This window comes from Pseudooceanicola sp. DL12 (genome assembly GCF_056270665.1).
Window position 1 is genome coordinate 2,155,383 of sequence record NZ_CM149884.1, and the last position, 12,979, is coordinate 2,168,361.

Below are 12,979 nucleotides of genomic sequence, written 5' to 3' on the forward strand. Positions count from 1 at the left end.
ATCCGGGCCGATCGGGGGCAAAGAGCTACGTTCCCACACGTAAAACGGCATCGCGCCGTCGCTTTTATGCGTAAAGTCATCGGCTTTGACCCTTGTCTTTACGAATATAGCATTAGCCTTTCAGGAGAAGCGCGCGGCGTCGGGGCCGGGTGCCGGCGGCCTGCTGCCCCAAGGGGCGAACGGGCCGCGGGCCCATGAGCTCCTCTCTCCGCGCATCCCAGAGCCCGAAGGGCCGGAAACTGCAGGAGGGACGGAATGTTTACCAAGATCATGGTTGCCGTGGACCTGAGCCACGCGGACAGGCTGACGCGGGCACTGAGCTGTGCCGCGGAACTGTCGAAGACCTTTGACGCGCCGCTGGTCTACGTCGGGGTCACCTCGGGGTTGCCCGGCTCCGTGGCCCATACGCCGGACGAGTACCGCAAGAAGCTGGCGGGTTTTGCCGCCGAACAGGCCACCGCCCATGGCATCAAGACCGACAGCCACGCGATGATCTGTCATGACGTGGCGGTCGAGATCGACCACGAGCTGCTGAAGGCCATTCCCGAGGTCGGGGCCGACCTGGTGGTGATGGCCAGCCATATCCCGCATCTGAGCGATTACATCTGGCCCTCGAATGGCGGCCGGGTGGCAACGCACGCCAAGATCTCGGTCATGATCGTGCGCGAAGCCGAATAGGAAATTCAAGACAACCGCATAAGGAGTGCGGACCAACGTGCTGAAAATATAACAAGAACTGGAAGGACAGATGACAGACACAACCGAAGACCAGGGTATCCCTGCGCCGGAGGGTGCGGCAGATATCATCGACACCGATTACGAGATCGGCCAGGACAACATAGAAGGCGAGCTGGGGCCGTTCGGATTTGACATCCACAACCCCGTCTTCCTGATCTCGGGCCTGACCATCGTGGCCTTTGTTTTCTACACGCTGGCCCTGCCGGACCAGGCCGGGGCCCTCTTCAACTGGCTGTTCGACACGGTCACAAAGAAATTCGACTGGTTCTTTCTGGCGGCAGGCGACATCTTTGTCGTTTTCTGCCTGTTCCTGATCGTCACGCCCCTTGGCAAGGTGCGCCTGGGCGGGGCGGATGCGACGCCGGATTACGGCTATGTCGGGTGGTTCGCGATGCTCTTTGCAGCCGGCATGGGCATCGGGCTGATGTTCTACGGCGTCTCGGAACCGCTGACGCATTTCACCACTTCGCTGGGCGGCACCACCGTCGAGAACGGGGTGCGCACCGACTGGGCGCCGCTGGGCGGGGCCGATGGCGACACCGAGGCAGCCATCCGCCTTGGCATGGCGGCGACGATCTTCCACTGGGGTCTGCACCCCTGGGCGATCTATGCCATCGTGGCACTGTCGCTGGCGCTCTTCAGCTACAACAAGGGCCTGCCGCTGACGATCCGCTCGGCCTTCTATCCGATCCTGGGCGAGCGCGTCTGGGGCTGGTGGGGCCATGTGATCGACATCCTGGCGGTCTTTGCCACGCTCTTCGGCCTTGCGACCTCGCTGGGCTTCGGGGCCACGCAGGCAAATGCCGGCCTGAACGAGCTGTTCGGCATCCCGGTGAGCGATACCGTCGAAGTCATTCTGATCACCGGTATCACCGCGATCGCGCTGATCTCGGTGATCCGGGGCCTGGACGGCGGGGTCAAGGTGCTGTCGGAGATCAACATGGGCCTGGCGCTGGCGCTGCTGCTCTTCGTGCTCTTTGCCGGGCCGACCATCGCGATCATGACCGGTTTCGCGGATTACCTGATGTCCTACGTGCGGGAACTGCCGGCGCTGTCGAACCCCTTCGGCCGTGACGACACCAACTTCATGCAGGGCTGGACGGCGTTCTACTGGGCCTGGTGGATCAGCTGGTCGCCCTTTGTCGGAATGTTCATCGCCCGGGTCAGCCGCGGCCGCACGGTGCGCGAGTTCATTACCTGCGTGCTGCTGATCCCCTCGCTGGTCTGCGTGCTCTGGATGTCGGTCTTTGGCGGCGTGGCGATCCAGCAGGTAGTGCAGGACGGCTATACCGCCGCACAGGACGCCGAGCTGCCGATCCAGCTGTTCAAGATGCTGGCCGATCTGCCGCTCTCGGGGATTACCTCGCTGATCGGGATCGTCCTTGTTATCGTGTTCTTCGTCACCTCGTCGGACTCGGGCTCGCTGGTGATCGACACGATCACCGCGGGCGGCAAGGTCGATGCGCCGGTGCCGCAGCGGGTCTTCTGGTGCATCTTCGAGGGTGCCGTGGCCATCGTGCTGCTGCTCTCGGCCGGGGGGCTTGGCAGCCTGCAATCCATGGTCATCTCGACCGGGCTGCCCTTTACCATCGTTCTGCTGGTGATGTGCTGGGCAATCTTCCGCGGCCTCCAGGCCGAGCGGCAGAACACCTGATCGCGCCACAGGCCGGTTTTGGCCCCGTCCGCAGATCGCGGGCGGGGCCTTTTCATGCGCGGCGGGCTCTTGAAGCCGGTCGCGATGCGCTATCTCTGGCAGAACGATCCCCGGAGAGACCATGCAAGACCCGACTTTGCTCTGGCTGCGGCGCGACCTGCGCCTGACCGACCATCCCGCGCTGACAGCGGCCGTGGACCGCGGCGGGCCGGTGATCCCGGTGGTGATCCACGACGACAGCGTGGCGTCGCTCGGCGCGGCGCCGAAACTGCGGCTGGAAATGTCGATCAGGGCGCTGTCAGAGGAGCTCGCGGCGCGGGGCAGCCGCCTGATCCTGCGGCGGGGCCCGGCGCGCGAGGTGCTGGAAGAGCTGATCGCCGAGACCGGCGCCGGCGCGGTGTTCTGGAGCCGACTCTATGACCCGCAGGCAATCGAGCGCGACAGCCGCATCAAGCAGGGCCTGAAGGAGCGGGGCGTGGACGCGCGGAGCTTTGCCGGGCACCTGCTGTTCGAACCCTGGGAGGTCGAGACCGGGCAGGGCGGCTTCTACAAGGTTTTCACGCCGATGTGGAAAGCAGTGAAGGACCGCGAGGTGCCGGAGCCCGTGAGCGCGCCGACGGATCTGCCGGCGCCTGCGGCCTGGCTGGAGGGCGAAGCGCTCGCCGACTGGGCGCTGTCCGGGGCGATGCGGCGGGGTGCCCCGGTGGTTTCGGCCCATGTCGAGGCGGGCGAAAAGGCAGCGCAGCAGGCGCTGGCCACCTTTGCGCAGCACCGGATCGCGGCCTACCAGGAGCGGCGGGACTACCCGGCAGAACCCGCGACCTCGGACATGTCGCAGTATCTGACGGTAGGCGAGATCTCTCCGCGGCAATGCTGGCACGCGGGGCTGCGGGCACGGGAGGCCGGCAAGGCGGGGGCCGAAACCTATCTCAAGGAGCTGGTCTGGCGCGAGTTTGCCTATCACCTGATGTACCACACGCCGCGGATCCTGAGCGGCAACTGGCGCGAGGAATGGGACGATTTCCCCTGGAACAGGGACGATAATGCCCCCGAGGTGCTGGCCTGGAAACAGGGGCGCACGGGGGTGCCCTTCGTCGATGCCGCCATGCGCGAGCTCTATGTCACCGGGCGAATGCACAACCGGGCGCGGATGATTGTGGCAAGCTATCTGACCAAGAACCTGCTGACGGACTGGCAGATCGGCATGCGCTGGTTCGAGGACTGCCTTGTCGATTGGGACCCGGCATCGAATGCGATGGGATGGCAATGGACGGCGGGCTGCGGCCCGGACGCCGCGCCCTATTTCCGCATCTTCAACCCCGAGACCCAGGCCGAGAAGTTCGACAAGGATGGCAGCTATCGACGGCGCTGGATCGCGGAAGTCCAGAAGACCCCGCCGGAAACCGCGCTGAGCTTTTTCGAGGCCGTGCCGGAAAGCTGGGGCCTGTCCCCGGATCAGGCCTATCCCCGGCCGGATACCGACCTGAAGGCAGGCAGAGCCCGGGCTCTCGATGCCTACCAGGCGTTGAAGGCCGGCGATTGAACGGCGATTGCAATTGATCACCGGGCCGGGGCTGATAGGTTCGGACGATCATCAGAAGGAAGACAGAATGACCGCCGATCAGATCCTGACGGAAACCAAGGGGCAGAAGGATCTGCCGCGCTATTTTTCGCAGGTCTATGCCCTCGCGACGGGCCTGAACAAGGGGCGGCTGGACTTTCACCTGAAGGACGGGCGGGTGTTTCGGGCCGAGGGGCGCAACCCCGGGCCGATGGCCGAGCTGCATATCCACAACGATGACCTCTTTGCGCGGCTGATCCGGGAAGGCGACCTCGGGTTCTGCGATGCCTACCTGGAGGGGTGGTGGAGCAGCCCCGACCTTCAGGCCTTTCTGGATATGGTGCATGCCGACAACGACGAGATCTACGACGGGTTTCCGGGCATGGGGCTGGTGCGGGCCTTCGAGAACCTGCGCCACTGGCTGCGCCGCAATTCCAAGACGCAGGCCCGCAAGAACATCTCCTATCACTACGATCTGGGGAATGACTTCTACGGGCTCTGGCTGGATGACAGCATGACCTATTCCTCGGCGCTCTTCGAGGATCCGCAGATGAGCCTGGAGGCCGCGCAGCGGGCAAAATATGCCTCGATGGTGGACCGGATGGGGGTTCAGCCGGGCGATCACGTGCTGGAAATCGGCTGTGGCTGGGGTGGCTTTGCCGAATATGCGGCGAAGGAGCGCGGGCTGCGTGTGACCGGCCTGACCATCAGCGTGGAACAGTTGAACTACGCCCGTGAACGGATTGAAAAAGCGGGGCTTTCCGACCTTGTTGATCTGAAGCTGCAGGATTACCGTGACGAGACCGGAAGCTATGACGGGATCGCCAGCATCGAGATGTTCGAGGCGGTGGGCGAGAAATACTGGCCGGTCTATTTCGAAACGGTGAAGCGCTGTCTGAAGCCCGGGCGCGACGCGGTACTGCAGATCATCACGGTGCAGGACAAGCGCTGGGAGACCTATCGCAAGGGCGTTGATTTCATTCAGAAACACATCTTTCCGGGCGGAATGCTTCCAAGCCCGGCCGCGCTGCGGGCAGAGGTTGCCAAGGCGGGGCTGTCGGTCAAGGGATCCTTCGAGTTCGGCGAAAGCTATAGCCAGACCCTTCGGCGCTGGCACGAGACCTTCAACGCCCGCTGGGACGAGGTCGCGGCGCTCGGTTTCGACGAACGCTTCAAGCGGATGTGGAATTTCTACCTCACGGCTTGCGCCGGCACTTTTGCCGGGGGTAACTGTGACGTGACACAGATCACCATTTCGAAGCAGGCCTGAGGGCAGAGCGGGGCCGGTCGTGACGGCCCCGGTTCAACGCCCGGCCGCCGGAGGCACTTTGGCAGTAAATCTATTTCTTTTCGGTACCTTGCGGCATCTTCCTCTTCTGGAAATCGTGGCCGGTACATTGCCCGTGCTGCATCCCGCGAGGCGAGAGGGATTTCGTATCGCCCCCTCGGGGCACGGCGACTGGCCGGCCCTGGTGCAGGAGCCCGGGGCCGTGGCGCGCGGCCTGCTGATCCGCGACATCCTGCCAGACATGCGTGATCGCCTGGCCCATTACGAGGGTGCCTTTGGCATGCAGCTGTCGAGCTGCATGGTGGAGGTCGATGGCGAAATGGTGGAGGCGGACGTTTTCGTGCCTGCAGATCCGACGATGGTCTCGCCGGGGCAATGGGACCTGGCGAAATGGGCGGCAAGCCCGCAGGCGAGGGCGGATTGCTTCGCCGCGGTCGAGATCATGCGCCTGTGGGGGCGCTTCGAAGGCCGCGATCTGCAGCTGAGGGTGAACCAGATCGAGGCGCGGGCCTGGTCGCGGCTGCGGGCCGAGAGCGAGCCTGAACCCGAGCATGTCCAGATCGGGCCAAAGGTGCCGGACTTCAGCGTCGCCTCGCAACACGATGATCACGCTGGATATTTCTTTACGCGAACCTACAATATGACCTATGCGACCTTTGCCGGTGAGATGTCCGAGACTGTGCGCCGGGAGGTGTTCCTGACACCGGATGCGGCCATCGTGCTGCCTTATGACCCGGTGCGCGACCGGGTTCTGATGGTCGAGCAGTTCCGCATGGGGCCCTTTGCCCGAGGCGAGAGGCTGCCTTGGATGCTGGAGCCCGTGGCCGGCCGCGTGGATCCCGGCGAAGACCCCGAAACCTGCGCGCGGCGCGAAGCCGAGGAAGAGGCCGGCCTGACCCTGCGAAAGATGCACCATGTCTCCTCCTGCTATCCCAGCCCGGGCTGCATGACGGAATGCATTCATTGCTATGTGGGCATCTGCGACCTGCCGGACGGGGTGCGGGGCACCTTCGGCCTCGAGGAAGAGGCAGAGGACATCCGGACTCATGTCCTGTCTTTCGACGCCGCGATGGAACTTGTGTCCTCGGGGGAGGCCCGCAATGCCCCGCTCATCCTAGCGCTCTTCTGGCTGGCAGGTCAGCGGTCCCTATTGCGGGGCGCTGCTTGAGTTAGCCGGGTGTGGCGGATACATGATGAGCGAACGAATGTTGGAAGGAAGACCTCGATGCATATTGCCCAGGATCTGGCGAGCGCGGTTGGCAACACCCCTCTGATCAAGCTGCGCCGAGTCAGCGAAGAGACCGGCTGCACCATCCTCGGCAAGGCCGAGTTCCTGAACCCCGGCCAGTCGGTCAAGGACCGCGCCGCGCTCTACATCATCAAGGATGCCGTGGCGCGTGGCGAATTGACGCCCGGCGGCACCATCGTGGAAGGCACGGCCGGCAACACCGGAATCGGGCTTGCGCTGGTGGGGGCCTCGATGGGCTTCAAGACGGTGATCGTGATCCCGGAAACCCAGAGCCAGGAGAAGAAGGACATGATCCGCCTGGCGGGGGCGGACCTGGTGCAGGTGCCGGCGGCGCCCTACAAGAACCCCAACAACTATGTCCGCTATTCGCAGCGTCTGGCCGAGAAACTGGCGAAGACGGAAAAGCATGGGGTGATCTGGGCCAACCAGTTCGACAACGTCGCGAACCGCCAGGCGCACATCGAGACCACCGGGCCCGAAATCTGGCAGCAGCTCGATGGCAAGGTCGATGGTTTCGTCTCGGCCGTGGGGTCGGGCGGGACGCTGGCCGGCGTGGCCATGGCGCTGCAGCCGAAAGGCGTGAAAGTGGCGCTGGCCGATCCGATGGGTGCGGCGCTTTACAGCTATTACACCACCGGCGAGTTCAAGGCCGAGGGAAGCTCGATCACCGAGGGGATCGGCCAGGGGCGGATCACCGCCAACCTCGAAGGCTTCACGCCGGACTTCAACTATCAGATTCCGGACAGTGAGGCGCTGCCCTATGTCTTTGACCTGCTGTCCGAAGAAGGGCTCTGCCTGGGTGGATCCTCGGCCATCAACGTGGCCGGCGCGGTGCGCATGGCGCGCGAAATGGGGCCGGGTCACACCATCGTGACTGTGCTTTGTGATTATGGCACCAGATACCAGTCAAAGCTGTTCAACCCTGCCTTCCTGAAGGAGAAAGGGCTTCCGACGCCGGGCTGGCTCACCGAGTCTCCCCGGTCCATCCCCGGAGTCTTTACCGAGTAACCATGCACCATTTCCTGAAGATCCTCCGCCTCTTCACCCTGATCCTCTGCGTGGCCGTCACCACGCCGCTCCACGCTCAGGACAGTACCTCGGACGGATCTTCGGAGAGCGCCTCGCAGTCTGAGGGCAGCGGGGCGCAGGCGGACGAGGCCAGCAGCACCTCGACCGCGATCACGCCGGAAGAATACGAGGAATGGAACCAGCTGGCGGCGCAGGCCGAGCAGATGATCGATTCCGACGAGACGACCGATGCCGAGTTTGTCTCCCTGCGCGAGGACCTGGTGACCTGGCGCGACCGTTTCCGGTCTGCCGACAACAGCAACTCCGCCTCGATCCGAGCGGTTCAGGCCCAGCTCGACGCGCTCGGGCCGGCGCCGGCAGAAGGCGAGAGCGAACCCGATGCGGTGGCGTCGCAGCGCGCCGAGCTCGAGGCACGACTTGCCGAGCTGCAGGAGCCGTCGCGCCAGGCACAGGTTGCCTTCAGCCAGGCCGATGCCCTGATCCAGTCGATCGACGAGATCATGCGCGCCCGTCAGACCGAAGCCCTGCTGCGGCTCGGGCCCTCGCCGCTGAATGCCACCAACTGGCCCGGGGCCTATGCCGACCTGATTGGCGCCGCGACCCAGGCCATCGACGAGGTGATCGACGCCTGGCACAACCCGACGCGTCGGGCCATTTTCAAGCAGAACCTGCCGGTCATTCTGATGCTGCTGGTCGGGGCCTCCGTGCTGATCCTGCGCGGCCGCGACTGGATCGAACGCATGGGCATGAAGCTCGGCAACAACGACCGGTTCAGCTCGGCATGGCTGATCGCCTTCTTCGTTTCGCTGGGGCAGGTGGCCTTGCCGGTGATCGGACTGGGCCTGCTGTCGGCGGCGGTGCGAAGTACCAACCTTCTGGGGGCGGGCGCCAATTCGGTGGTCCAGATCCTGCCGGTCGCCGGGATGATCCTTTTCATGCCGCGTTGGGTGGCAGGCCAGATCTTTCCCATCGCGGACAAGGACGACGTCTTCCTGACGCTGTCGGAGCAGCAGAGACGGGCAGGGCGGATCTATGCCGCGTTCCTGGGGACCGTCCTGTTCCTGGTAGTGATCCTGCGCACCGTTGCAAACAACATGGACTGGCCCGACACCACGACGACGGTCCTGTTCTTCCCGCTGGTGCTGGCCGGGGGGATCCTGCTGCACCGGCTGGCAAAGTTCCTGGTGATCTATACCCAAGTGGGCACGGCCGAGGGAGAGGACCGGACATTCCTGCGCCAGCTGACCGCGGCGCTCGGCCGTCTTGTCAGTTTCGTGGCCATCGCGGGCCCGGTCCTGGCAGCCATCGGCTATTTCCAGTTCGGCAGCACCCTGGTTTTCCGCAGCTGCCTGACGCTTCTGCTGATCGGCATCCTGCTGATCATTCAGCGCCTGTTCGTCGAAGTCTACATTCTGTTGACGCGCAACAGGTCCGGCGCGCGCGAGGCGCTCTTCCCGGTGATAACGGGCTTTGCGCTGATCATCTTCTCGCTTCCGCTCTTCGCCCTGATCTGGGGCGCGCGCTACACCGACCTGACGGAAATGTGGTCGCGGTTCATGGAGGGGTTCTACCTCGGTGACGCGCATATCTCGCCGTCCGACTTCATCTCCTTCATTGTCATCTTCGCCATCGGATACGGTCTGACACGGCTGTTCCAGACGGCGATGCGCACGACGATCCTGCCGAAGACCAAGATGGACAAGGGCGGTCAGACAGCCATTGTTTCCGGGCTTGGCTACATCGGTGTCTTCCTGGCGGCGCTGATCGCAATAACCCTCGCGGGCATCAACCTGAGTTCCCTTGCGATCGTGGCCGGTGCCCTGTCGGTCGGTGTTGGTTTCGGGCTTCAGACCATCGTGCAGAACTTCGTCTCGGGCATCATCCTGCTGGTGGAGCGGCCGATTTCCGAGGGCGACTGGATCGAGGTGAACGGACAGATGGGCTTTGTCCGACGAATCTCTGTGCGGGCCACCCGGATCGAGACCTTTGACCGGACGGATGTAATCGTACCGAACGGCGATCTGATTTCGGGCATGGTCACCAATTGGACACGTGGCAACCTGATCGGCCGGCTGATCGTGACCGTTGGCGTTGCCTACGGCAGCGATACCCGGCGCGTGCAGGAGCTGTTGCAGGAAGTCGCGGAAGCGCAGCCCATCGTGCTGCTCAATCCGCCGCCGAGCGTCTTCTTCATGGGGTTCGGCGACAGCTCTCTGAATTTCGAGGTCCGCATGATTCTGCGCGATGTGACGCAGATGCTGGTGGTGCAATCCGAGGTGAATCACCAGATCGCGGAGTGCTTTGCCCGCGAAGGTATCGAGATTCCCTTCCCGCAACGCGATCTCTGGGTGCGCAATGCCGAGGCCCTGGTGCCTGCGGGAGCGGGCGGCGGCCAGCCTTCGGCCCCTCCGGCCGCACCGGTTCAGAGTACGGAAAAAGCTGCAAAGCCTGCGCCTTCCCTGCGATTGACGGAGGCGGACGAGGCGCCACGGAAGATGCCGGACGTTGATGCCGACGGCATGGATGGCGGGGACGCGGACGGATCTCGCTGAGGCTTCGGCAAGGCCTCTGCGGGCCAAAAACAGGGGCAGAAAAAGAAGCGTCGAAAAATGGCGAAAAGCTCTTGAAGTCCGGGTGGTTCCAACGCTAAAGAGACCTCCACGGAGAGGTGGCCGAGTGGTCGAAGGCGCACGCCTGGAAAGTGTGTAGGCGGGAAACCGTCTCCAGGGTTCGAATCCCTGTCTCTCCGCCATTACCCCAATTCCAACGCTCTTTTTGCGTGGCGGATCTTGTAGATCAGGCGCCAGTTGCCTGTTGCCGTGGATCCTCTGGCCGGGGGCGCAGGGTATTGCGCCACCGAGACAGGGCGCTTCTGCTTTCCAGCCAGCACTCCGTCATGGCGTCGAAAACCGCGGGATCCCGGGCAAACTCGGGGAGTTCGGCTTGCTTCATGGCCGCATCCGCAAGGACTGCAAGACGTTGGGCGCCAAATGTCGCGGCCGAACCGCTGAAGTGGTGCAACTGATCTGCGGATGGCGTCACTGCCTGTTCCAGGCAGAGCCGATCTCCCTCGGCCAAGACGCCGTCGAGAAGGCTCACAAGGCGATCTGCGTCGATTCCCGTGGCAAGATCTGCAAGAACAGCCGTGTCGAGCAAGGGCAGGGCAGCAAGATGGGCGGTGCTACCCCGGCGATGATCGCGACCGGGCCGTTCGCTGCTGCCGGCTTCGATCTCGAGCAGCAGGCGGCGCAGAACCACGGCCCTGATCGGTTTGGCGATGACATCATCCATGCCCGCTCCGCGCAGGGTTTCCGTGATCTCGACACCGGCGTGCGCGGTGAGGGCAATGATCGGCGTGTGCCGGTTGGGGCCCGGCTGACCGCGGATTTCGCCAGTGGCCTCGACTCCGCCCATCACCGGCATCGAGACGTCCATCAGGATGATGTCGTAGCGGGTTTCGAGCGCGGCCTCGACACCGCGCGCGCCATCCTCGGCCTCGATCACCGTGTGGCCGTCGCGTTCCAGCATGCGTCGGGCCACGAAGCGGTTTGTCGGATTGTCCTCGACCAGGAGAATCTGCATCGGCTGGGCGCGAGGAACCTCTTCGGAGCCTTTGCGGCGGTTCGTGACAACCGCCGCGGTGGCGGGCAGGGGGACGCGCAGTGTGAAGGTGCTGCCCACCGAGGGCACGCTTTCAACCGCGATGTCGCCCCCCATCGCCTGGCTCAACTGCCGGGCGATGCCGAGCCCAAGACCAGTGCCTTGTATCTGCCGGTGAAGAGCGGAATCGAGCCGTACGAAATCGTCGAAGATCCGCAATTGCTCTTCGGTGCTCATTCCCATCCCGGTGTCCTTCACCACGAAGAGCAGGTCGTCGCCCTGCCGTTCAACCGTGACACTCACGGTACCGTTCTCGGTGAACTTCACCGCGTTGGAAACGAGGTTCAGAAGGATCTGACGCAGGCGGGTGGCATCGCCGATCACCCAACCCCCCCGAGGATTTCCACTCCTTTTCAATTGGTTGCCCTGCTTTTTCGCGCGAGGTCGCTCGCTTGCCAGGATGTCTTCGATCAGCATGTCGAGATCGAAGGGGGCGGGGTGAAGGACGACGTCACCCCCTTCGATCTGGGTGATGTCGAGGACGTCATTGACGAGTTGCAGGAGGGTCTGGGCGGAATTTCTGACCACCTGGAGCATCATCGCTCCATCGGCTTGATCGTCGTTTTCCTCGATCAGGTCGATCGTGCCCAGGATGCCGTTCAGCGGTGTGCGCATTTCATGGCTGATGACACCCAGGAAACGGGCCTTGGCCCGCTCGCCGGAGAGGGCCTGATCGCGGGATGCCTTGAGCTCGACCTCGCTTGCCACCTGATGGGAGATATCGCGTACGACGCAGACGAGGACAGAGACGCCTTCGCGGTCGCTGACATCCATCGAAAGTTCGATCGGAAAGGTCTTGCCGCCCTCGGACTGCCCGATGAGGCGATAGCCGGTCTGCGGTCCGTCCCGGCAGGCATTGACCAGCTGTTTGCCCGGGACCGGCACGAGGCCTTCGGCCCCTTCGCGGCGCAGGAAGCGACCGGCAGGCAGCCCGCGCACATTCGCCTCGGCGATGTCGAACATCTCCAGCGCAGCGCGGTTCATCGTGCGAAGGCGCCCCTTGGCATCGACCACAAGGATCGCGTCTCGGGACGTGCTGAATATGGTTTCCAGCCGGGCCGTCGTGATCTCCATCTGTATCAGGCGTCGTTTCGACACCTGTGCCAGCGACCGGAACAGGATGACCATGGCGCTGAGCGCCGCGAGGAGAACGAGGCTGGCGACCGCCATGCGCATGAGCACACTTGCGACGCTGAGCCGTGTATCGTCTGAAAGCTGGACAAAGATGATATTGCTTTCAGACAGGATCCTGCGGATTTCCTGGCGCATACTGTCCAGTTGGCGATCCAACTCGATCAGCGAGGCGAGCAGCGTTTCATCTGAGGAATCGATGATATCGGCCATGCCGAAGATCGCTTCCCTGATCTTCGCGAAGGCGCCGTCGAGCGTCGGGTCCTTGAGGGCGCGGCCATAGAGCTCGGCCTGGGACAGGGTGACCAGACGGCTGTAGAGAATGTCGTACCGCTTTCTCAGCTCGGCAAGGGAGGATTTCAAGCTCTCGCGGTTCTCTGGATCCTCGGCAAAAGCATAGGCGGCATGTCCGAGGGCACCGTGAAATTCGAGGTATTCGACCTCCAGCTGAGAAAGGGTCCACTGAATATTGTCGGCAGGCGAGCGGGACAGTTCCGACAGCTTCTGCCGGACGTCGGTCAGCAGGTAGACAATGACGATCAGGCAGAGGCCCGTGATCGTACCCAGGATCGCAAGCCGGATGACGCCCGTTTCCAGACTGGTTCTTTTGCCCCGGGGCTGCGCCATGGCTCTCTCCGGCGTGCCGGCCCGTCTGAGGGGGCCGGCGCG

General features: G+C 63.7%; 8 protein-coding genes and 1 tRNA gene. 8 read left to right on the top strand and 1 reads right to left on the bottom strand.

Going from position 1 to position 12,979, the window contains the following annotated elements; all coding sequences use genetic code 11:
• The first annotated feature begins 255 nt into the window (after positions 1-255).
• The 8 genes from AC0WR5_RS10105 to AC0WR5_RS10140 all read left to right on the top strand — a co-directional run bounded on the left by AC0WR5_RS10105 (position 256) and on the right by AC0WR5_RS10140 (position 10,271).
• Positions 256-678, top strand: a complete 423-nt coding sequence (locus AC0WR5_RS10105) for a universal stress protein (protein WP_475868772.1) — start codon at positions 256-258, stop codon at positions 676-678.
• 70 nt (positions 679-748) lie between these two features.
• The gene (locus AC0WR5_RS10110; protein WP_475868773.1) at positions 749-2,392 is read left to right on the top strand and encodes a BCCT family transporter; all 1,644 of its coding nucleotides are present in this window, start codon (positions 749-751) and stop codon (positions 2,390-2,392) included.
• Positions 2,393-2,513: 121 nt separating this feature from the next.
• Positions 2,514-3,935 (top strand): cryptochrome/photolyase family protein, encoded by a 1,422-nt coding sequence (locus tag AC0WR5_RS10115; protein WP_475868774.1) that lies wholly within the window; start codon positions 2,514-2,516, stop codon positions 3,933-3,935.
• Positions 3,936-4,002: 67 nt separating this feature from the next.
• Entirely contained in the window at positions 4,003-5,223 is a 1,221-nt protein-coding gene (locus AC0WR5_RS10120) for a class I SAM-dependent methyltransferase (RefSeq protein WP_475868775.1), read from the top strand.
• Between the two features lie 19 nt (positions 5,224-5,242).
• Complete coding sequence (locus AC0WR5_RS10125; protein ID WP_475868776.1) at positions 5,243-6,409, top strand: NUDIX domain-containing protein; 1,167 nt, start codon at positions 5,243-5,245, stop codon at positions 6,407-6,409.
• Positions 6,410-6,466: 57 nt separating this feature from the next.
• Positions 6,467-7,498 (top strand): cysteine synthase A, encoded by a 1,032-nt coding sequence (locus tag AC0WR5_RS10130; RefSeq protein WP_475868777.1) that lies wholly within the window; start codon positions 6,467-6,469, stop codon positions 7,496-7,498.
• A 2-nt stretch (positions 7,499-7,500) separates the two neighbouring features.
• The gene (locus tag AC0WR5_RS10135) at positions 7,501-10,071 is read left to right on the top strand and encodes a DUF3772 domain-containing protein (RefSeq protein ID WP_475868778.1); all 2,571 of its coding nucleotides are present in this window, start codon (positions 7,501-7,503) and stop codon (positions 10,069-10,071) included.
• 110 nt (positions 10,072-10,181) lie between these two features.
• Positions 10,182-10,271: transfer RNA gene (locus tag AC0WR5_RS10140), tRNA-Ser, on the top strand.
• 44 nt (positions 10,272-10,315) lie between these two features.
• Here AC0WR5_RS10140 and AC0WR5_RS10145 read toward each other — a convergent pair.
• Positions 10,316-12,937 carry an ATP-binding protein gene (locus AC0WR5_RS10145; protein WP_475868780.1) on the bottom strand — a complete coding sequence of 874 codons (2,622 nt, stop codon included), beginning with the start codon at positions 12,935-12,937 and terminating at the stop codon, positions 10,316-10,318.
• Positions 12,938-12,979: the final 42 nt, after the last annotated feature.

Bases quoted from the DNA above. Each gene is read 5' to 3' on its own strand.
- AC0WR5_RS10120 (WP_475868775.1), top strand. From the start codon at position 4,003: ATGACCGCCGATCAGATCCTGACGGAAACCAAGGGGCAGAAGGATCTG.
- AC0WR5_RS10105 (WP_475868772.1), top strand. From the start codon at position 256: ATGTTTACCAAGATCATGGTTGCCGTGGACCTGAGCCACGCGGACAGG.
- AC0WR5_RS10115 (WP_475868774.1), top strand. From the start codon at position 2,514: ATGCAAGACCCGACTTTGCTCTGGCTGCGGCGCGACCTGCGCCTGACC.
- AC0WR5_RS10130 (WP_475868777.1), top strand. From the start codon at position 6,467: ATGCATATTGCCCAGGATCTGGCGAGCGCGGTTGGCAACACCCCTCTG.
- AC0WR5_RS10110 (WP_475868773.1), top strand. From the start codon at position 749: ATGACAGACACAACCGAAGACCAGGGTATCCCTGCGCCGGAGGGTGCG.
- AC0WR5_RS10135 (WP_475868778.1), top strand. From the start codon at position 7,501: ATGCACCATTTCCTGAAGATCCTCCGCCTCTTCACCCTGATCCTCTGC.
- AC0WR5_RS10145 (WP_475868780.1), bottom strand. From the start codon at position 12,937: ATGGCGCAGCCCCGGGGCAAAAGAACCAGTCTGGAAACGGGCGTCATC.